The sequence below is a fragment of the Amycolatopsis sp. VC5-11 genome, assembly GCF_037034185.1.
Lineage (GTDB): Bacteria > Actinomycetota > Actinomycetes > Mycobacteriales > Pseudonocardiaceae > Amycolatopsis > Amycolatopsis nivea.
This window is the reverse complement of the sequence record NZ_JBAGKF010000001.1, coordinates 270609-289515: the sequence shown is the minus strand read 5'-3', so window position 1 is coordinate 289515 and position 18907 is coordinate 270609. Positions and strand designations below refer to the sequence as shown.

The 18907-nt window shown below is 68.4% G+C and carries 20 protein-coding genes; 11 read left to right on the top strand and 9 right to left on the bottom strand.

The features are described from left to right. Positions 1-2: 2 nt before the first annotated feature. Positions 3-1187, top strand: a complete 1185-nt coding sequence (locus tag WA670_RS01490; RefSeq protein ID WP_336156735.1) for a MarP family serine protease — start codon at positions 3-5, stop codon at positions 1185-1187. Positions 1188-1354: 167 nt separating this feature from the next. On the opposite strand, the gene WA670_RS01485 is transcribed toward WA670_RS01490, so the two are convergent. From WA670_RS01485 to nhaA, 3 genes are read right to left on the bottom strand one after another with little or no spacing between them, the layout of a single operon-like run. Continuing rightward, positions 1355-2272: an alpha/beta fold hydrolase gene (locus tag WA670_RS01485; RefSeq protein ID WP_238608222.1), complete on the bottom strand. Its 918-nt coding sequence runs from the start codon at positions 2270-2272 to the stop codon at positions 1355-1357. 20 nt (positions 2273-2292) lie between these two features. Beyond that, positions 2293-2790 carry a phage holin family protein gene (locus tag WA670_RS01480; protein WP_134728516.1) on the bottom strand — a complete coding sequence of 166 codons (498 nt, stop codon included), beginning with the start codon at positions 2788-2790 and terminating at the stop codon, positions 2293-2295. A 59-nt stretch (positions 2791-2849) separates the two neighbouring features. Next, positions 2850-4034, bottom strand: a complete 1185-nt coding sequence (gene nhaA, locus WA670_RS01475; RefSeq protein WP_134728515.1) for a Na+/H+ antiporter NhaA — start codon at positions 4032-4034, stop codon at positions 2850-2852. 288 nt (positions 4035-4322) lie between these two features. Between nhaA and WA670_RS01470 the strand changes: the two genes are divergently transcribed. Continuing rightward, on the top strand, positions 4323-5780 hold the full coding sequence (locus WA670_RS01470) for a peptide MFS transporter (protein WP_043827093.1): 1458 nt from the start codon (positions 4323-4325) through the stop codon (positions 5778-5780). Here WA670_RS01470 and WA670_RS01465 read toward each other — a convergent pair. Next, entirely contained in the window at positions 5777-6499 is a 723-nt protein-coding gene (locus WA670_RS01465; protein WP_037808379.1) for a VIT1/CCC1 transporter family protein, read from the bottom strand. The two genes, WA670_RS01470 and WA670_RS01465, sit on opposite strands and share 4 nt — an antisense overlap. Before the next feature lie 121 nt (positions 6500-6620). On the opposite strand from WA670_RS01465, the gene WA670_RS01460 reads away from it, so the two are divergent. Further along, entirely contained in the window at positions 6621-6959 is a 339-nt protein-coding gene (locus WA670_RS01460) for a cupin domain-containing protein (protein WP_336156734.1), read from the top strand. Positions 6960-7022: 63 nt separating this feature from the next. Here the strand turns inward: WA670_RS01460 and WA670_RS01455 are convergent, their stop codons facing one another. The 3 genes from WA670_RS01455 to WA670_RS01445 all read right to left on the bottom strand — a co-directional run bounded on the left by WA670_RS01455 (position 7023) and on the right by WA670_RS01445 (position 10352). Next, positions 7023-7538 (bottom strand): DUF6319 family protein, encoded by a 516-nt coding sequence (locus WA670_RS01455; RefSeq protein WP_037808376.1) that lies wholly within the window; start codon positions 7536-7538, stop codon positions 7023-7025. Between the two features lie 137 nt (positions 7539-7675). Further along, positions 7676-9655 (bottom strand): acetate--CoA ligase, encoded by a 1980-nt coding sequence (acs, locus tag WA670_RS01450; RefSeq protein ID WP_336156733.1) that lies wholly within the window; start codon positions 9653-9655, stop codon positions 7676-7678. Between the two features lie 118 nt (positions 9656-9773). Then, on the bottom strand, positions 9774-10352 hold the full coding sequence (locus tag WA670_RS01445; protein WP_134728513.1) for a GNAT family N-acetyltransferase: 579 nt from the start codon (positions 10350-10352) through the stop codon (positions 9774-9776). Positions 10353-10465: 113 nt separating this feature from the next. Between WA670_RS01445 and WA670_RS01440 the strand changes: the two genes are divergently transcribed. The 6 genes from WA670_RS01440 to WA670_RS01415 all read left to right on the top strand — a co-directional run bounded on the left by WA670_RS01440 (position 10466) and on the right by WA670_RS01415 (position 15941). Next, entirely contained in the window at positions 10466-10963 is a 498-nt protein-coding gene (locus WA670_RS01440) for a phosphoribosyltransferase (protein WP_037808373.1), read from the top strand. Further along, positions 10960-11682: an oxidoreductase gene (locus WA670_RS01435; RefSeq protein WP_134728512.1), complete on the top strand. Its 723-nt coding sequence runs from the start codon at positions 10960-10962 to the stop codon at positions 11680-11682. The genes WA670_RS01440 and WA670_RS01435 overlap by 4 nt, the downstream gene beginning before the upstream one ends. 29 nt (positions 11683-11711) lie before the next feature. Beyond that, positions 11712-11939, top strand: a complete 228-nt coding sequence (locus WA670_RS01430; RefSeq protein WP_134662040.1) for a hypothetical protein — start codon at positions 11712-11714, stop codon at positions 11937-11939. A 93-nt stretch (positions 11940-12032) separates the two neighbouring features. Further along, entirely contained in the window at positions 12033-12782 is a 750-nt protein-coding gene (locus WA670_RS01425; protein WP_336156732.1) for a 3-hydroxybutyrate dehydrogenase, read from the top strand. Between the two features lie 34 nt (positions 12783-12816). After that, positions 12817-14124 carry an MFS transporter gene (locus tag WA670_RS01420; RefSeq protein WP_134728510.1) on the top strand — a complete coding sequence of 436 codons (1308 nt, stop codon included), beginning with the start codon at positions 12817-12819 and terminating at the stop codon, positions 14122-14124. Next, on the top strand, positions 14121-15941 hold the full coding sequence (locus WA670_RS01415; RefSeq protein ID WP_336156730.1) for a helix-turn-helix domain-containing protein: 1821 nt from the start codon (positions 14121-14123) through the stop codon (positions 15939-15941). Before WA670_RS01420 ends, WA670_RS01415 begins: the two co-directional genes overlap by 4 nt. Here WA670_RS01415 and WA670_RS01410 read toward each other — a convergent pair. Next, positions 15926-16495: a TetR/AcrR family transcriptional regulator gene (locus tag WA670_RS01410; RefSeq protein ID WP_037808368.1), complete on the bottom strand. Its 570-nt coding sequence runs from the start codon at positions 16493-16495 to the stop codon at positions 15926-15928. The genes WA670_RS01415 and WA670_RS01410 overlap by 16 nt on opposite strands. Positions 16496-16583: 88 nt before the next feature. On the opposite strand from WA670_RS01410, the gene WA670_RS01405 reads away from it, so the two are divergent. Further along, positions 16584-17459, top strand: a complete 876-nt coding sequence (locus tag WA670_RS01405) for an aldo/keto reductase (RefSeq protein ID WP_336156729.1) — start codon at positions 16584-16586, stop codon at positions 17457-17459. A gap of 2 nt (positions 17460-17461) precedes the next feature. On the opposite strand, the gene WA670_RS01400 is transcribed toward WA670_RS01405, so the two are convergent. Continuing rightward, positions 17462-18340, bottom strand: coding sequence for a sigma-70 family RNA polymerase sigma factor (locus WA670_RS01400; RefSeq protein ID WP_238603933.1), 879 nt, complete (start codon positions 18338-18340; stop codon positions 17462-17464). 71 nt (positions 18341-18411) lie between these two features. Between WA670_RS01400 and WA670_RS01395 the strand changes: the two genes are divergently transcribed. Next, a complete protein-coding gene (locus tag WA670_RS01395; protein WP_037808365.1) occupies positions 18412-18864 on the top strand; it encodes a carboxymuconolactone decarboxylase family protein in 453 nt (150 codons plus the stop codon). Positions 18865-18907 lie beyond the last annotated feature (43 nt).

Below are 18907 nucleotides of genomic sequence, written 5' to 3'. Positions count from 1 at the left end.
CGGTGAACTGGGTCGATGTCGTCGTCCTGCTGCTCGCGGTCATGGCCGCGGTTTCCGGTGCGTTCCAGGGCGTGATCGTCGCGCTGCCCGCGCTCGTGGGCGTCGCGCTGGGCGCGGTGGCCGGGGTGAAGCTGGCGCCGTTCGTGATCAGCCTTTTCGACAGTCCGGTCGCCAAGGTGGCTTTCGCGTTCGCGGTGGTCGTGTTCCTGATCGTGCTCGGCGAGACGCTCGGCGTGTGGGTCGGGCGGAAGCTGCGGCAGAAGATCAATCCGGACAAGCTTTCCGGCATCGACAAGACGCTCGGTGCGATCTTGCAGGCGGCCGCGGTGTTCGTGGTCGCTTGGCTGGTCGCTAATCCGTTGACTACGGTGTCGGCGATTCCCGGGTTGGCTAAGTCGATCAACTCGTCGGTCGTGCTGGGTGAGGTCAACGACCTGATGCCTGCTGAGGCGCAGGGGCTTCCCAGTGATCTGCGGAAGTTGCTTGACGCGTCTGGGTTTCCGTCTGCGTTGTCGCCGTTTGAGAAGGCGCCTTCGGCGGATACGCCGCCGCCGGATACTTCGCTCAATGTGTCCGCTGTGGCTAAGCGGGTGCATCCCAGTGTGGTGAAGATTCGGGGGAACGCGCCTTCTTGTTCTCGGGCGCTTGAGGGCAGTGGGTTTGTGGTTGCGCCGCAGCGGGTTATGACCAATGCGCATGTGGTGGCGGGGACTGACGAGGTCGGGATTGAGTCGACTTCGGGGGATTATCGGGCTCGGGTTGTTTACTTCAATCCGGAGGTTGATATTGCCGTGTTGGCGGTGCCTGGGTTGAAGGCGCCGGTGTTGCCGTTTGCGCCGCAGACTGCTCGGGCTGGGGATAATGCGGTGGTGTTGGGGTATCCGTTGGATGGGCCCTACACGGCTACTCCGGCTCGGGTTCGGGGGCGGATTAACTTGCGCGGGCCGGATATTTATGACTCTCGTACTGTGCAGCGGGATGTGTTTACGGTTCGGGGGACGGTGCGGAGCGGGAATTCCGGGGGGCCGATGATTACTCCTGACGGGGATGTCATCGGGGTGGTGTTTGGGGCTGCGGTGGAGGATCCGGATACCGGGTTTACGTTGACCGCGGATCAGGTGCGCAGTGAGGTTGATGCTGCTTCGCCGCAGACTGCTCGGGTGGGGACTGGGGCTTGCGCTAGTTGAGTCTGGCTCGGCTCGTCGCCTGGCGGCGACATTGGCCCGTGCTTGCGTGGGGCACCCCGAAGCTTGATTGTGCTGACGGTCTGGGGGTGCTTCGTATCGGGGTGCGGGGGGAGGGCTGGGTGCCTCGCTCGTTGGGTGGGTCTGTTGCGGGTTGTTGGTGCTGGTGGTTAGCGGATGAAGTCCACAACGGACTTTGTTACTCGGTCTGGGTCTTCTAGCTGGGGGAAGTGGCCGATGCCTGGCCAGAGTTTTGGTTCGCTGTGGGGGCCTGCCCAGTGGACTGACGCCAGTGCGGTTTCCGGGAGGATGCAGGTGTCGTCCGCGCCGTGCAACTGCAGTACGGGGGCGGTGATGCGGGCGTTGACTGCGTCGGTGAAGCGTCGGCCTTCGCCTCGGAACTGGGCGCGGAAGGCCCAGCGGTAGTACTCCAGTGCGGAGTGGGCGACGCCTGGGACCAGCATGGCTTGGCGGAACGGCGGCAGGGTCTCGGTGAAGTCCGAGGAGGAGCGCCAGGTCTCGCCGGACCATTTGCTGAACAGTTCTTCTACTGCCGCCGCGTTGTCGCGGACCAGCCATTTCTCCGGGGCCATCGGTACCTGGAAGCGGAAAAGGTGGCCTGCGGCGCGGATCTGGCTGCTGGTGCGCTTCACCGCCGACTTGAACGCTAGCGGGTGTGCGGCGCCGATGGCGGTCACCGAGGACACCAGGCGGGGGTGCAGTGCGGCGACTGTCCAGGCGAGCATGCCGCCCCAGGCGTGTCCTACCAGGTGTGCCCGGCGGGCGCCCAGGGTCTTGATCAGGCCGCCTACGTCGCCTGCCAGGGTCCACGCGTCATAGCCGCGCGGGGGTTTGTCCGAGTCGCCGTAGCCGCGCAGATCTACCGCTACCGCGCGGAAACCGGCGTCGGCCAGCGCGGGCAGCTGGTGTCGCCAGGTCCACCAGAAACCCGCGAACCCGTGCAGGAGCAGCACTAACGGGCCCTCGCCGCATTCGGCTACGTGCAGGCGGATGCCGTTGGCCGAGACGTCGCGATGCGTCCACGGCCCGTCGACCCGCACGCTCGACGGGTCCGGCGTCAGCTCCACCACCGGCGCGTGGGCTGGCGTCAGCCCTGCGTCGAGGGCAGGTCGTCGTCTTCGACCGGCTTGCGCTTGAACGCCTCGGCCGTCTCCTTGACGCTGCTGATCGTGCGTTCCGGCGCGCGCAGCTTCTTCACCTTGCGCCAGCCGAGGAACGCGGTCGCGCCCACGGTGATCAGCATCAGGCCGAACACCGTCGCGAACGCGGGCCAGCGGATGCCCCACCAGTCCGACAGACCCTCGGCGATCAGCAGGAACAGGAAGAAGGTGCTGTACAGAAAGACGGTGAGGGCGATCAGGAAGAAGACCGTCCCCTTGAGCGCCTTCTTCGCTTCCTGCGCCAGCTCGGCTTTCGCCAGCTCGATTTCGGCGCGGACCAGCGTCGACAGGTGCTGGGTGGCGTCGCCGACGAGCTTGCCGATGGACTGCTCGCTCGCCGCGGCTTCCTCGTCGCTGGACAGGGGCAGGTACGGCACGGCCCCCACGCCGTCGGGGCTGGTGCGCTCGTGTTTGGGGCTGCTCACTGGGTCATCGTGCCACGTGGCCGTACGCGAGGCGCGACGGACCGGCGGGAGTGTCGGGATCAACCCGCCTTCGCGTGTACCCGGCTGCGCCGCAGGAGCAGCACGGCGGCGGTCAGCGAGGCGATCGCGGAGGCGATCAAGACGGCCGCCTTGGCCACTTCGGCCATGTCCTCGGGCAGGGCGAGTTCGGCGATCAGCAGGCTGACGGTGAACCCGACTCCGCCGAGCACGGACAGCGCGGCCACGTCTCGCCAGCTCATCCCGCTGGGCTTTTCCGCGACGTGCAGCTTCACCGCCAGCAGGCTCGCCCCGAAGATGCCGACGAACTTCCCGACGACCAGTCCGATGAGGACAGCCAGCGGCAACGCGGTGGTGAAAACCGTCGACAGCGCGTCGCCGTTCACCGAAATCCCCGCGGCGAACAAGGCGAACACCGGCACCGCCACCGCCGCTGACCACGGCTGCAAGCGGTGCTCGAGCCGGACCGCGGGTGCTTCCTCCTCGCCCTCGTCCTCGCGGACGCGAGTGAGCAGCCCGAGCGCGACGCCGGCGATCGTCGCGTGGATGCCCGCCGAATGCACCGCGACCCAGGTGATCAGCGCGATCGGCACGTACAGCCACGGCGTCCGGACGCGCTTGTGCTGCAGGAAGGCGTAAAGCCCGAGCGCGACCACCGCGACCGCCGCCGCGATCAGGTTGAAACTGCTGGTGAAGAGGATCGCGATGACGAGGATCGCGCCGAGGTCGTCCACCACGGCAAGGGAAAGCAGGAAGACCCGCGCGCTGCTCGGCAGGTTCGAGGCGGTCAGCGCGAGCACGCCGAGCGCGAACGCGATGTCCGTGGCCACCGGGATCGCCCACGCCCGGTCGACGCCGGGCGTGCCCCAGGCGATCGAGAGCGCGAGCACCGCGGGCACGACCATCCCGCCGACCGCGGCGATCACCGGCAGCACCGCCTGCCGCCACCGGGACAGCTCGCCGACCACCAGTTCTCGTTTGAGCTCAAGCCCCGCGACGAAGAAGAACAGCGCGAGCAGGCCGTCCTTCGCCCAGTCGCCGAGGGTGAGGTTGAGGTGCAGGAACTCCGGGCCGAGCCGGAAGTCGCGCAATGCCTCGTAAGCGGGCGCGAGCGGCGAGTTGGCCCAGACCAGGGCGACCGCGGTGGCGGCGAGCAGGATCAGCCCGCCAGTGGTTTCCGTGCGCAGGAAACGGGCGAATTCGGCGACGGCGCGGGCTGGGGTCACGAAAAACTCCTTGTGGGGACGGCGGCTCTCCCGCCGACCAGACTTCCCGGCACACCGATGTCCAGTTTACCGTCCGCAGTCGCCGACTACCGCCCGTTGTGACGAACGGCAAACCCAGGACTGCCCGATGACGCTCGCATCTGGCCGAGTCGCACGCAAACGCAGGTCCGCCCGTCGCCGCGGCCAAGTTGTCTAGTCCATACTGACGCCGGTTTTTCGTTCACCTGTTCGCCTTCTAGCATGCGAGGAGAGAACGACAACGATGTTGAATACAGGGACGAGGCAGTAGTGAGCACCCCTATCGACGCCCAGGCCGACACCAGATTTTTCGGGCACCCGAGGGGGTTGGCGAACCTCTTCGGCGTGGAGATGTGGGAGCGCTTCTCCTTCTACGGGATGCAGGGCATCCTCGCCATCTACCTCTACTACCAGGCCGACAAGGGCGGCCTCGGGATCGACCAGAGCGCCGCGCTCGGCATCGTCGGCGCGTACGGCGGCACGGTCTACCTCGCCACGGTCGTCGGCGCGTGGATCGCCGACCGGCTGCTCGGCTCCGAACGCACGCTGTTCTACAGCGCCATCGTGGTGATGATCGGGCACATCGCGCTGGCCGTGCTGCCCGGCCTGACCGGCGTCGGCGTCGGTCTCGCGTGCGTCGCGCTCGGGTCCGGCGGGCTCAAGGGCAACGCGACCTCGGTGGTCGGCACGCTGTACGCCGAGGGCGACGAGCGGCGCGACGCCGGATTCACGATCTTCTACATGGGCGTCAACATCGGCGGGTTCATCGGCCCGCTGCTGACCGGGCTCGCCCAGCAGAACGGCGGCTTCCACCTCGGCTTCGGGCTCGCCGCGATCGGCATGGCGCTCGGGCTGATCCAGTACACGATCGGGCGGAAGAACCTCGGCGCGAAGGCGTCCGAGGTGCCGAACCCGCTGCCGTCCTCGCAGCGCGTGCTCGTGATCGGCGTGGCCGTGGTGATCGTCGCCGCGGTCGTCGCGCTGATCATGTCCGGCGTGGTCACCCCGGACAACCTCGCCGACGTCGTGGTCTACGTGGTCGTCGCGATCTCGGTGGTCTACTTCGTCGCGATCCTGTCCAGCAAGAAGATCACCTCGGACGAGCGCAGCCGGGTGCTGTCGTTCATCCCGATGTACATCGCGAGCGCCGCGTTCTTCTCGCTGTACCAGCAGCAGTCGACGGTCGTCTCGGTCTACAGCGACCAGCGGCTCGACCGCGACCTGTTCGGCTGGACGATGCCGGTGTCCTGGGTCAACTCGATCAACCCGGTGTTCATCATCGTGTTCGCGCCGATCATCGCGGCGGTCTGGACGAAGCTCGGCCCGAAGCAGCCGTCGACGCCGATGAAGTTCGTGCTCGGCACGGTGCTCATGGGCGTGGCGTTCCTGCTGTTCCTGCCGATGGCGCACACCGGGCAGAACGGCAGCCCGCTGCTCGCGCTGGCCGGCATCCTGCTGGTGTTCACGATCGCCGAGCTGATGCTGTCGCCGGTCGGGCTTTCGCTGTCGACGAAGCTCGCGCCGGAGGCGTTCCGGACGCAGATGGTGGCGCTGAACTTCCTGTCGGTTTCGCTGGGCACGGCGATGTCGGGCAAGCTCGCGCAGTCCTACGACCCGCACGACGAGGTGCCGTACTTCAGCATCATTGGCGGCGTCGCGATCGTGGTCGGCGTGGTGTTGCTCGCGCTGATCCCCTTCATCCGCAAGTTGATGCGCGGAGTTCACTAACCCACGGTGGTGCCGAAAAGCACTCCGACGAAGTAAGTGACGAGCATGGTGAGGGCGCCGACGCCGACGTTTCGGACGATCGCGCGCCCCGCCTGCGCGTTGCCGAGCCTCGCGCTCACGAACCCGGTGAGCGTGAGGCCGACGACCACCGCCAGCGCGCACGCCCAGACGCGGACGCTGACCGACGTCCAGGCGATCGCCAGCAACGGCAGCAGCGCGCCGACGGAGAACGCCAGCAGCGACGCCCACGCCGCCTGCCACGGGCTGGTGAGGTTGTCCGGGTCGATGCCGAGTTCGGCCTCCGCGTGCGCCTGCAGCGGATCCTTGTCGGTCAGCTCGCGCGCGACCTGCTTCGCCAGCTCCGGCGAGAGGCCCTTGTCCTCGTAGATCTGCGCGAGTTCGCGTTCCTCGGCCTCCGGCATCGTTTTCAGTTCGTGCTTCTCGAGCCGCAGCAGCGCGCGTTCGGTGTCGCGCTGGGTGCTCACGCTCACGTATTCCCCGCCCGCCATGGAAAACGCGCCCGCGACGAGCCCGGCAATTCCGGCGGTGAGGATCGTGGTGCTGTCGGTGGTGGCTCCCGCGACGCCGACGACGATGCCCGCGACGGACACGATCCCGTCGTTCGCGCCGAGAACCCCGGCGCGCAGCCAGTTCAGCTTGCCGCCGAGGTCCTCGTGCGGTTCGTGCGCGTGCACCGCGTCGCCCATCGTTTCGGTCACGGCTTCAGTGAATCACGGAAATTGTTTCCGCGCGACATTTTCCCGGATTGCAGGAATTCGGTTAAGAAAGGCAATCCTCAATGAATTGTGCCTTGCCTGACCGGGCGAATAGGCTGCCGGGATGGAGCGGGAGTGGCGGACGTTGTCGGTGGTGGAGGGCGTGGCGTTGCGCGGCGGCACCGGGCTGATCCGGGAACGGGCGCGCGCGGAACACGGTCTGGCGTACGAAATCCGTTATCCGGCGGGCGTCGCGTCGGCCGAGCACAGCCACGACCACGACAGCATCGTGCACGTGCTGGAAGGGCGACTGCGCGGAACGGTCGACGGCGTGTGGTCCGAACTCGGGCCGGGAGACGTGCTGGTGCATCCGCGCGGCGTGCGCCACCACGTCGAAGCGCTGACCGACAGCCGGTGGATCGAGTTCAAAGCCCCGCTGCCGGGACGGCCGCCGGTGGGCTGAAACGACGAACGCCCGGGTCCGGAGCCACGAGTGGACACCGGACCCGGGCGAACCGGGTCTGACTCAGTTGTCGAGCTCGGCCAGCGCCGCCTTCGCGGCTTCCAGCTCGGCCTCGAGCTGCGCGACCTTCGCGGCCTGCGCCTCGCGGGCGGCGTTGATGACCTCGTCGATCGGGCCGGACAGGTCGTCGTGCAGTTCCTTCGCCGCACGCGAAACCGCCGCGGCCGGAACGGCAAGGCCCTTCGCGACCCACTTGGCGCCGTTCTTCAGCTCGGCCTGCCACTCGCCGTCCGCCGTGCCGGTGACGGTGAGCGTGAGCTCCACGGTGCGGGTCTTCTTCGCCGTCGACGCCGCGGCCTTCGGGCGGCCGCGCTTCGGCTTCGGCGATTCGACCGCCGGGGTCTCCTCAGCCTGCGAAGACTCCGGCTTCGGGGCGTCCTCCGGGGCGCTCGAAGCTTCGGGAGCGGCGGTGGGCTCGGCGACTTCCGGGGCCTCCGGGGTGCCGGCGGCCTGCGGCGATGACTCCGCCGCCGGCCCGGCCGCAGTGTCCTCGTCGTGCGTCAAGGCTTCCACGGACATTCGTGTCGTCTCCTTGCCCGGATCTGGGTTGGGTACGCGGGCATCTTAGAACATGCGTTCGATGCCCGCACTTTCAGGGGATCAATGCAGGAAGGGACCCTCCCAGCCGGGAGGGTCCCTTCCTGACGGTGAAGAACTTACTCCTCCTTGCCGGAGTTCAGCCCGGAGGAGATGAGGTCCATGACCGACGAGTCGGCGAGCGTGGTGACGTCGCCGATCTGGCGGTTCTCCGCGACGTCGCGCAGCAGTCGGCGCATGATCTTGCCGGAGCGGGTCTTCGGCAGCTCGGCCACGACCATGATCTGCCGCGGCTTCGCGATCGGCCCGATCTCCTTCGCGACGTGGTTGCGCAGCTCCTGCACCGCGTCGTCCCCGCCGTCGACCGCGTTGCCGCGCAGGATCACGAACGCGACGATGCCCTGTCCAGTGGTCGGGTCCGTCGCGCCGACGACGGCGGCCTCGGCGACCGTCGGATGCGACACGAGCGCGGACTCGACCTCGGTGGTGGAGATCCGGTGCCCGGACACGTTCATCACGTCGTCCACGCGGCCGAGCAGCCAGATGTCGCCGTCCTCGTCGTACTTCGCGCCGTCGCCCGCGAAGTAGTAGCCCTGCTCGGAGAAACGGGACCAGTAGGTGTCGCGGAAGCGCTCGTCGTCGCCCCACACGCCGCGCAGCATCGACGGCCACGGCTTGTCCAGCACCAGGTATCCGCCGCCGCCGTGCGGGACCTCGGCGCCGGTGTCGTCCACGACCTTCGCCGAGATGCCCGGCAGCGCGCGCTGCGCGGAACCCGGCTTGGCGGCGGTGACGCCCGGCAGCGGCGAGATCATGATCGCGCCGGTTTCGGTCTGCCACCACGTGTCGACGACCGGCGTCTTGTTCGCGCCGATCTTGTCGCGGTACCAGATCCAGGCCTCGGGGTTGATCGGCTCGCCCACGCTGCCGAGGACCCGCAGCGAGGACAGGTCGTACTTCGCCGGGATGTCCTCGCCCCACTTCATGAAGGTGCGGATCAGCGTCGGCGCGGTGTAGTAGATCGAGACCTTGTACTTCTGGATGATTTCCCAGTGCCTGCCCTCGTGCGGGGTGTTCGGCGTGCCTTCGTAGACGACCTGGGTCACGCGGTTCGCCAGCGGTCCGTACACGATGTAGGAGTGTCCGGTGATCCAGCCGATGTCGGCGGTGCACCAATAGACGTCTTCGCCCGGCTTGTGGTCGAACACGACATTGTGGGTGTACGCGGTCTGGGTCAGGTAGCCGCCCGAAGTGTGCAGAATGCCCTTCGGCTTACCGGTGGTGCCCGAGGTGTAGAGGATGAACAGCGGGTGCTCGGAATCGAACGCTTCCGGCTTGTGTTCGGTGGACTGCCCGTCGACCAGTTCGTGCCACCACAGGTCGCGGCCCTCGGTCCACGGCGTCTCGCCCTCGAGGTCGCTGCCGGTGCGCCGGACGACAATGACCTTCTGCACGGTTTCCGCGCCCTGCAAGGCTTCGTCGACGTTCGCCTTCATCGGCGCGGCCTTGCCGCGGCGGTACTGGCCGTCCGACGTGATCACGATCTTCGCCGCCGCGTCGTCCACCCGCGCGCGCAGTGCCGTCGGCGAGAAACCGCCGAACACCACGCTGTGCAGGGCTCCGATGCGCGCGCACGCCAGCATCGCGAAAATCGCCTCGGGCACCATCTGCAGCTGGATCGCCACGACGTCCCCGGCGACGACGCCCAGCGACGACAGCGCGTTCGCGGCCTTCGAGACCTCGTCCTTCAGCTGCGCGTAGGTGATGTCGCGCGTGTCGCCCGGTTCGCCGACCCAGTGGATCGCGACCTGGTCCCCGTGGCCGGACTCGACGTGCCGGTCCACGCAGTTGTACGCGACGTTCAGTTTCCCGCCCACGAACCACTTCGCGAACGGAGCATTGGTCCAGTCCAATACCTGGGACCACTTCGTGTCCCACGACAGCCGCTCCGCCTGCCCGGCCCAGAACTGCTCCCGGTCAGCGTCCGCCGTCGCATACATATCGGCCTTCGCGTTCGCCTGACCAGCGAACTCGTCGCTGGGAGGAAACGTGCGGCTCTCCGTGAGCAGGTTGTCCAACGCTGGGGACTGCTCGGTCATGGTGCAAAGCCTCCTGTAGTGCGAACCCGCGGCTCAGGGAACGCTAGCGACGTTAGTCCGCCTACGACAAGGTTGCAGCCACGTTGCGCGCACAGCGCCAAGCGGAGTGCGGCGAGGCTCAGCCGAGGCGGGCGAGCAGCCGGGCACGGGCGCCCGGCCACTCGGCGTCCGTCATCGAGTAGAGCACCGTGTCGCGGGTCGTGCCGTCCGGACGGATCCGGTGCGCCCGCAGCACCCCTTCGCGCAGCGCGCCGAGCCGTTCGATGGCGCGTTGCGAACGGAGGTTGCGGTTGTCGGTTTCCCACGCGACGCGCTGGGCGCCCCAGTCCTCGAAGGCGTTGCGCAGCAGGAGGAATTTGGACTCGGTGTTGAGCGCCGTGCGCTGGAAATCCGCGCCGATCCAGGTGTGCCCGATCGAGAGGATCCGGTGCTTCGCTACTACCTGGTAATAAGAAGTGGTTCCGGCGACGCGGCCGGACGCGACGTCGATCTGCGCCCACGGGCGGCGGTCCTGGTCGGCGAGCGCGTCCTTCACCATCGTCTCGGCTTCGCCGAGGTCGGCGGGCTGGCGGAGGCTCAGCCAGGCCCAGATGCCCGGGTCGGCTCCGGCTTCGAGCAGGCCGGCGGCGTGCTCGAGGCCGAGGGGTTCGAGCCGTACGTGGCGGCCGGACAGAATGGGGTGCTCGCTCCAGGTCACGGGCTCACGCTACGGCGACGAGTGGCTGTGTCGAAGTGCCATTTCCCAGTCATTTCAGCAGTCCACTTTACGGCCGCTTATGCTCGGCGGACCACCCGAGAAAGAGAGCGCGCATGGCCGAGGAGCGAGAAAACCTCACCTGGGAGTTGTTCGGTTCGGCGAGCCGGGAGCTGGCGGAGGCGGTGGCCGAGGACGGGTTCGCGCCCGACCTCATCCTGTCCATCGCGCGCGGCGGGCTGTTCGTCGCCGGCGCGCTCGGGTACGCGCTCGACGTGAAGAACCTGCACGTGATGAACGTCGAGTTCTACACCGGCGTCGACCAGCGGCTGGACCTTCCGGTCATGCTGCCGCCGGTGCCCAACGTGGTGGATCTCACACACAAGAAGGTGCTGGTCACCGACGACGTCGCGGACACCGGCGCGACGCTCAAGCTGGTCCGCGACTTCTGCGCCGACCACGTCGCGGACGTGCGGTGCGCGGTGGTCTACGAGAAGCCCGCCTCGACGGTGAAGTGCGAATACGTGTGGAAGCGGACTGACCGGTGGATCAACTTTCCCTGGTCGGTGCTGCCTCCGGTGGTGGAGCGCGCGGGGCAGGTGCTCGACGCATGAGTGATCCCCTGAAGCCATTGCTGGAGCTCGACGGCGTCGCCGCGGCAGCCAAGGCCGCGCAGGACGCCGTCTTCGCCGTGCACCGGCTGCCCGCGAACCTGCGGGGCGGCGCGGAGACCGCGGCGGAGGCTTCGGTTCGGGCGGCTCGGGCTTCGGCGGGGATCGACGGGGCCAATCCCGAGCTGCCGGAAGACGGTTCGGTGACCGACCCGCTGCTCGCCGGGGCGCTGCGGGTCGCGGAGAAGCTGGAGTCGTTGCTGCCGACGTGGCGGCGGGCTCCGTTGCAGACGGTGGCCCGGCTGCATTTGCTGGCCGCGTCGGACGTGGTGTCCGATCCGGATCAGCTCGGCCGTCCGCAGCGCGGCGGCGAGCGACTGGAGATGCTGGCTCAGCTCGTCACCGGCGCGACCTCGGTGCCCGGGCCGGTGCTGACCGCGGTGGTGCACGGCGAACTGCTGGCGCTGTCGCCGTTCGGTTCGGCGGACGGGGTGGTCGCCCGGGCGGCGGCTCGCCTGTCGATGGTGGCCACCGGGCTTGACCCGAAGGCGTTGACGGTGCCGGAAGTCGCCTATTTCCGGCGGGTGCCGCGGTATGTCGAGCTGGCGCAAGGGTTCGCTGGCGGGACGGCCGACGGCGTGCGCGAGTGGCTGCTCTTCTGCTGCGAGGCGTTCGAAATCGGGGCGAGCGAGGCGCGGAGCATCTCGTCGGCCGCTGGCTGACCCGGGCCGAGCTGTGTGATGCTGAAGGCATGATCAAGCCTGGAGGACGCGACCTCTGCCGTCGGCGACACGCCGAAACCGGCGCGGAATGCTGCCTGCCGGATACCCATTACCCGCGGCCGCATTGCGACGTCTCGGGAACCAGTTGGCACGACGGCCTTTGCCCGGACTGCCATGGCGGTGGTGCCGTGTTCGACGCGGTGTGTCCCACCTGCAACGGCCACGGGTTCGAGCTGATCGTGATGGACGAAGATTAAGCTTCCAGCGTGGGCTGACCACATAGAGAATCAGCGTTCTGTGGTGGATTGACCCATGGTCGCCCAGGTCGGAGCGACTTACTGTTTCCGGCCATGACCAGTGACAGTTCCCTCGCCGGGCGCACCGCGCTGGTGACCGGCGGCGGCAGCGGCATCGGGCTGGCCTGCGTGCGGGCGTTCGGCGCGGCCGGGGCCAAGGTGCATGTCGTGGACGTCGCCGGGGCGGAGGCGGCTGCCGCTGAGGTCGGCGGGCAGGCGCACGCCGTGGACCTGACCGACCCGGCGGCGCTGGCGAGGCTGCCCGCGGACGTCGACGTGCTCGTCAACAACGCGGGCGTGCAGCACGTCGCCCCGTTGCCGGAATTCCCGCCGGAGCGGTTCGCCTTCATCCAGTCGTTGATGGTGACCGCGCCGTTTCTGTTGATCCGCCAGTGCCTGCCCGCGATGTACGCGCGCGGCTGGGGCCGGATTGTCAACATGTCCAGCGTGCACGGCGTGCGGGCGAGTCCGTACAAAGCTGCTTACGTCACGGCGAAACACGCGCTCGAGGGACTGTCCAAAGTGGCCGCTCTCGAAGGTGCCGAGCACGGCGTGACTAGCAACTGCGTGAATCCCGGCTACGTTCGTACGTCGCTCGTCACCGGTCAGATCGAAGCGCAGGCGGCCGAACACGGGGTGCCGCCGGAAGAAGTGCTGGAACAGGTTTTGCTGCGCCGGGCCGCGATCAAGCGATTGATCGAACCCGAGGACGTCGCCGATCTCGTGGTGTGGCTGTGCGGCGAGTCCGCCGGGCACGTCACCGGCGCGTCGCTTCCCGTTGACGGCGGCTGGACCGCTGGCTGAATCCCCTTTTCCCCACAACGGAGTGGAGTCCATTATGGACAAAAAGCTGCTGCGCGTCGTCGGAGCCGGGCTGATCGGAACCACCATCGAGTGGTACGACTTCTTCCTCTACACCTCGGCCGCCGCGCTGGTCTTCAACAAGCTGTTCTTCCCGACCGCCGACCCGCTCACCGGCACCTTGCTCGCCTTGCTCACCTACGCGGTCGGCTTCCTCGCGCGGCCGATCGGCGGGCTCGTGTTCGGGCACTTCGGCGACCGGATCGGACGCAAGAAACTGCTGGTCGTGAGCCTCCTGATGATGGGCGGCTCGACGTTCGCGATGGGGTTGCTGCCCACCTACAGCGCGGTCGGCGTGCTCGCAGCGGTCCTGCTCACGCTGCTGCGGCTGATCCAGGGCTTCGCCCTCGGCGGCGAGTGGGGCGGCGCGGTGCTGCTGGTGTCCGAGCACGGCGACGACCGGCGGCGCGGGTTCTGGGCGTCGTGGCCGCAGACCGGCGTTCCGGCCGGGAACCTGCTGGCCACCGCGGTGCTCACGATCCTGGCATCGGCGCAGTCGGACGCGACTTTCCAGGCTTGGGGCTGGCGGGTTCCGTTCCTGCTGTCCGGCGTGCTGGTGGTGCTCGGCCTGTGGATCCGGCTGGCGGTTTCGGAATCGCCGGTGTTCATCGCGGCGAAGGCTGCCGCGGACGAGCGTGAGCAGGCACCGATTGTCGACGTTTTCCGCGGGCACTTCCGCGCGCTGGCGGTGACGTTCGGCGCGCGCATCGCGGAAAACGTGTCCTACTACGTGATCACCGCGTTCATTCTCGTGTACGTGACCACCGGACTCGGCCTGCCGAAGGCGACCGGGCTGACCGCGGTGCTCGTCGCGTCCGCGGTGCACTTCGTGACGATTCCCTTGTGGGGCTTGCTGTCCGACAAGATCGGCAGGAAGCCGGTGTACCTGTTCGGCGTGGTCGGGATGGCCGCTTGGTCGTTTGGTTTCTTCTGGCTGCTCGACTTGCGCACGACAGGTTCGGTGATCGGCGCGGCGGTGATCGGGCTGGTCGTGCACGGTGCGATGTACGGGCCGCAGGCGGCGTTCTTCGCGGAACAATTCCCGACGCGCGTGCGCTATACCGGGCTTTCGGTCGGCGGCCAGCTGTCGTCCATCGCGGCCGGTGCGGTCGCGCCGTTGATCGCGGTGGCGCTGTTCGAGGCGTACCACTCGACGGTGCCGGTTTCGGTCTACGTGGTCGCGATGTGCCTGTTGTCGCTGGTCGCGCTGCTCGCCGCCCGGGAGACGCGCGGCGCGTCGCTGCACGAGACGGCGGCCGAACGGCAGGCTTCAATGACAGCATGACGGGTGTGGACCCCACTGCCGAGGCGTATCGCCGGCTGCTCGAACTGCTCGCCGCCGGAGCGAGCAGCGAGCAGCTGGCGCACGTCGCTGCCCGGGGGTTGTCCGCGGAACAGTCCGCCGCGATCGGTTCGGCGACCGAGCTGGCGTTGCGGATCCGCGAGACGCTCAGCGAGCACCGGCGGCGGGAAGCCGAGCTGACCGCGTTGTTCGACACCGCCAGCGACCTCGCCCGGTTGCGCGATCCGGACGCGGTGCTGCGGTCGATTGTCCGGCGCGCGCGGACGTTGCTGGGCGTGGACGTTTCGTACCTCAGCCTCAACGACGAGGCGAACGGCGAGACGTACATCCGGGTCACCGACGGGTCGGTTTCCGCGCTGTTCCAGCAGATTGTCCTGGGGATGGGCGAGGGGCTCGGCGGGCTCGTAGCGCAAACCGCGCGTCCCTACGCGACCGCGGACTACTTCGAGGACGAGCGGTTCCGGCACACGAATCCGATCGACGCGGGTGTCCGCGAGGAGGGGTTGAAGGCGATCCTCGGCGTGCCGCTGGCGATCGGCGGCAAGGTGTTGGGCGTGCTGTATGCGTCCGACCGGTCGTCGCGGGCATTCTCGACGGCGGAAGTCGCGCTGCTGTCATCGTTGGCCGCGCACGCCGCGATCGCGTTGGACACCGCGCATCTGCTGGAAGAAACGCGATCCGCGGCCGCGGAACTGAACGCGGCCAACGCGACGATGCGCCGCGCCGACGACGCGCACGACCGGTTGATGGACCTCGTGCTCGGCGGCGCGGATTTGCCTGCGGTGGCGGCGGAAGTGGCCGGTGTGTTGCGCGGATCGATCGCTGTGCACGACGAGGAAGGCGGCCTGCTGGCCGGTACTGCGGTCGATTTTGACGCTGCCGCGGTTGCTTCATCGCACGCCAATGGACGCGCTGTGTCCACAAAGGACGCATGGGTCTGCGCAGTGCGGGCGGGCCGCGAACTGCTCGGCAGCCTGACGCTCTCCGGGCGGCCCGAGCTAGCCGGGGACGATCGTCGGCTCTTTGAACGGGCTGCGGTTGTCACGGCGTTGCTGTTGCTGCTGCGTCGTTCCGTCGCGCAAGCCGAGGATCAAGTACGCGGCGAGTTGCTGACCGACCTGCTTACCGCGCCGACTCGTAACCCGGGCTCGTTGGTCGCTCGCGCACGCCGGTTGGGGGTCGATTTGTCGGCACCGCACGCGGTTTTGGTCGCACATGCGTCCGGCATTTCTCGACGCGGGCTCGCCGCAGCCTGTGCACGGTACGGGGATTTGGTCGGTGTTCACGCGGAGCAAGTTGTCGCACTCGCTCCGGATCAGCCTGCGGCAGCAGGGATCGCGGCCGAGCTGAAGTCCGTTGTGGACTGTCCGGTGACCGTCGGCGCGGCTGGTCCGGCGAGTGGCCCGGAAGCGTTGGCGCAGGCGTACACTGAAGCTGTTCGATGCGTTAATACCCTGCTCGCTCTCGGCCGCGAAGGCGACGGCGCGGCGATGGCCGACCTCGGGTTCCTCGGCGTCCTGCTCGGCAGGCATTCCGACCTGTCTGGCTACGTCCGCGCGACACTCGGACCGGTCCTCGACTACGACGCCCGCCGCGGCACCGACCTTATCGGCACGCTGCGTGCGTACTACGCGGCAGGCGGGAATTTGGCGCGGGCAAAGGAAACCCTGCACGTCCACGTCAACACGGTCGCGCAACGGATGGAACGCCTCGCGGTGCTGCTGGGCGAGGACTGGCGCGAGCCCGAACGCTCGCTGGAGATCCAGCTCGCGCTGCGCGTGCATCAACTCGGCGGCTGACGGACCCCGGCGAGGATCAGATCGAGCATCCGGTCCAGTTGCTCCGGCCCGTCCGGCAGCGTCCGCATGCTGCACGCACCGACCACCGTCACGACCACGTCCTGCGCCCGGACGTCCGTCCGAAGCGTGCCATCGGCCGCGCCCGCGTCCATGATCAGCTGGACGGCCTCGGTCAGTTCGGCGCGGACTTGCGTCATGTCGACCGTGCCCGCCTCGATGATCGCGCGCAGCGTGTCGGCCATGTCGTACTTCGTACTCGCGTACTCGGCGAAGCGGTCCATCCACCGGCGCAGCGCGCGAAGCGGCTTCTCGCTCTCAAGCAGCTTCGGCGCACTCGCGACGACCTGAGCCAACTCGTCCCGGTACAGCGCTTCGACCAGTGCTTCGCGGGTAGGGAAGTGACGGTAGAGCGTCCCGATGCCGACACCTGCTTCGCGTGCGACGCGCTCCAACGTCACTGGCTCGTCGCCTTCGCCGAACGCTTTGCGGGCAGCAGCGAGCAGGCGAAGCCGGTTGCGTTCGGCGTCCGCGCGCGGTTTCTTGGCGCTCGACAAAGCGGAGGGCCCTCCGGTTCTGCTACGGTGGAAATACGGAGGTGCCTCCGCATCATCTTCCACTATGCCACGGCAGGAGTCTTTCCTCATGACGGCAACCACTGCTCCAGGCGGCACCGCGAAGCTCGCCGGCCGCGAGGTCGCGCGGATCGGCTACGGCGTGATGCAACTCGGCCGCCCCGGAACCGACCGCGCTGACCAGGTGAAACTGCTGCGCGAGGCGGCCAACGCGGGTGTGAACCACCTCGACACCGCCCAGTTCTACAGCGACGGCCGCTGCAACGACCTGATCCGCGAAGCCTTCTCGCCCTATCCGGACGACCTGGTCGTGGTGACCAAGGTCGGGGCCGAGGAATCAGCGCAAGGGCTCCGGCTCGCGCAACAGCCCGAGCAGCTGCGGGCGCAGGTCGAGGCCAACCTCGCCGCGCTCGGCGTCGAACAGCTCGACGTGGTCAACCTGCGCCGCGCGGACGCCGGACCCGGCCTGATCGCGGAAGGCGACCAGCTCGTCGACATCGACGACCAGCTCGCCGAGCTGATTTCCCTGCGCGACGCGGGAAAGATCGGCTCGCTCGGGCTCAGCAACGTGTCCGCCGACCAGCTCCGGCACGCGCTCGGAGCCGAGATCGTCTGCGTGCAGAACTCCTACAACGTGCTCTACCGCGCCACGGAACCGGTGCTGGAGCTGTGCCGGGAACACGAAATCGCGTGGGTGCCGTACTTCCCGCTGGGCTCCGCGTTCGAGCTGGGCCAGGACGTGCGCGGCAATCCGGTCGTGACCGGCGTCGCGGCCGAACTCGGCTGCACCCCGGCGCAGGTCGCGCTGGCCTGGTTGTTGCAACGCTACGCGGGCACGCTCCTGATCGCGGGCACGGCGACCCCCGCGCATCTCGCCGAAAACCTCGCGGCCGGCCAGGTGCAGCTGCCCGCCGAAGCGGTAGCCGCCCTGGACCGGCTCGGCTGACCTCAGAAGTTCAGCGCCGCGATCCGCTCGACGTCGGCGAGGATGTTGATCTCCGTGATCACCCCGTCGGCCACGGTGAACGACAGCACCGAAACCGCCTTCCCGTCGCGCCGGGCGACGAAGCCAGGACCGCCGTTGACGGTCGCGTACTGCGACACCAGACCGTCCGGGCGGAACTGCGACGCGCTGCCCGCGACCTCGGCCGCGCCGCGCACGACCTTCGAGCCGAGTCCGCCGGTGTCGACGCGCAGCAGGGCGTCCGGGTGCAGCAGGGCGACGAGCCCCTCGAGGTTGCCGCCGCGCGCAGCGGTGAGCCAGGCGTCCGCGATCTTGCGCTGCTGCGCTCGATCCGCCGGACCGGCCGGGGTCACCCCCTGCACGCGGCGGCGCGCCCGGCTCGCCAGCTGCCGCACCGCGGCGGTGTTCTTGTCGAGCATCGTCGCGATCTCGTCGAACGGCACGGCGAACATGTCGTGCAGGACGAACGCGAGCCGTTCCGCCGGGTCGAGCGCCTCCAGCACCACCAGCAGGGCGAGCCCCACCGAGTCCGCGAGGACCTCCTGTTCCGCCGGGTCGACGCCGTCCCCGGTCTCCACGACCGGGTCCGGCACCCGGATGTCCAGCGGGTCCTCGCGCCGGCTCGCGCGCGAGCGCAGCATGTTGAGGCACTGCCGCGACACGATCGTCGTCAGCCAGCTGCCGGTGTTGCGGACGTCCTCTCCCGAGGACCGCGTCACCCGCAGCCAGGTCTCCTGGATGGCGTCGTCGGCCTCGGCGAACGAACCGAGCATCCGGTACGCCACCGCTCGCAACCTGGGCCGATGCTCCTCGAACTGAGCCGCCCAAAAATTCTCGTCCTGTTTTTCGTCCCGCACTGTCACATCTTCTCCTTGGGCCGGGTCACACCAGCAAGACCCGCCGAACGAGGCGGGCGTGACAGGAGGAGATCACCATGCAGGCTCGGATGACCCACCCGATCCAGGTTCAGCCGGACGCCATGAAGGCGCTGATGGCGCTGAGCAAGGCCACGAACGACAGCACCGTGCCCGCGACGACGCACCACCTGATCCACCTGCGGGTGAGCCAGATCAACGGCTGCAGCATGTGCGTCGACATGCACTCGCGGGAGATGAAGGAAGCGGGCGAGAAGGACGAGCGGATCTGGGGCGTCGGCGCGTGGCGCGAATCGCCGTACTTCACCGACGCCGAGCGCGCCGCGCTGGACCTGGCCGAGCACGTGACCCGGCTCGCCGACCGGTCGGACCCGGTGCCGGACGAGGTCTGGGACGCCGCCGCGGACATCTACGACGAGAAGGAGCTCTCGTCGCTGCTGCTGTCCATCGCCGGCATCAACGTGTGGAACCGGCTCAACGCCGCGATCCGCCAGCCGGTCGGCTCGTTCTGAGACGCGCTGGGGGTACTGGGGGTGGTGCCGGGGCGGCGGCAGG

Bases quoted from the DNA above. Each gene is read 5' to 3' on its own strand.
- WA670_RS01460 (WP_336156734.1), top strand. From the start codon at position 6,621: ATGGAGCGGGAGTGGCGGACGTTGTCGGTGGTGGAGGGCGTGGCGTTG.
- WA670_RS01455 (WP_037808376.1), bottom strand. From the start codon at position 7,538: ATGTCCGTGGAAGCCTTGACGCACGACGAGGACACTGCGGCCGGGCCG.
- acs (WP_336156733.1), bottom strand. From the start codon at position 9,655: ATGACCGAGCAGTCCCCAGCGTTGGACAACCTGCTCACGGAGAGCCGC.
- WA670_RS01440 (WP_037808373.1), top strand. From the start codon at position 10,466: ATGGCCGAGGAGCGAGAAAACCTCACCTGGGAGTTGTTCGGTTCGGCG.
- WA670_RS01435 (WP_134728512.1), top strand. From the start codon at position 10,960: ATGAGTGATCCCCTGAAGCCATTGCTGGAGCTCGACGGCGTCGCCGCG.
- WA670_RS01430 (WP_134662040.1), top strand. From the start codon at position 11,712: ATGATCAAGCCTGGAGGACGCGACCTCTGCCGTCGGCGACACGCCGAA.
- WA670_RS01425 (WP_336156732.1), top strand. From the start codon at position 12,033: ATGACCAGTGACAGTTCCCTCGCCGGGCGCACCGCGCTGGTGACCGGC.
- WA670_RS01420 (WP_134728510.1), top strand. From the start codon at position 12,817: ATGGACAAAAAGCTGCTGCGCGTCGTCGGAGCCGGGCTGATCGGAACC.
- WA670_RS01415 (WP_336156730.1), top strand. From the start codon at position 14,121: ATGACGGGTGTGGACCCCACTGCCGAGGCGTATCGCCGGCTGCTCGAA.
- WA670_RS01405 (WP_336156729.1), top strand. From the start codon at position 16,584: ATGACGGCAACCACTGCTCCAGGCGGCACCGCGAAGCTCGCCGGCCGC.
- WA670_RS01395 (WP_037808365.1), top strand. From the start codon at position 18,412: ATGCAGGCTCGGATGACCCACCCGATCCAGGTTCAGCCGGACGCCATG.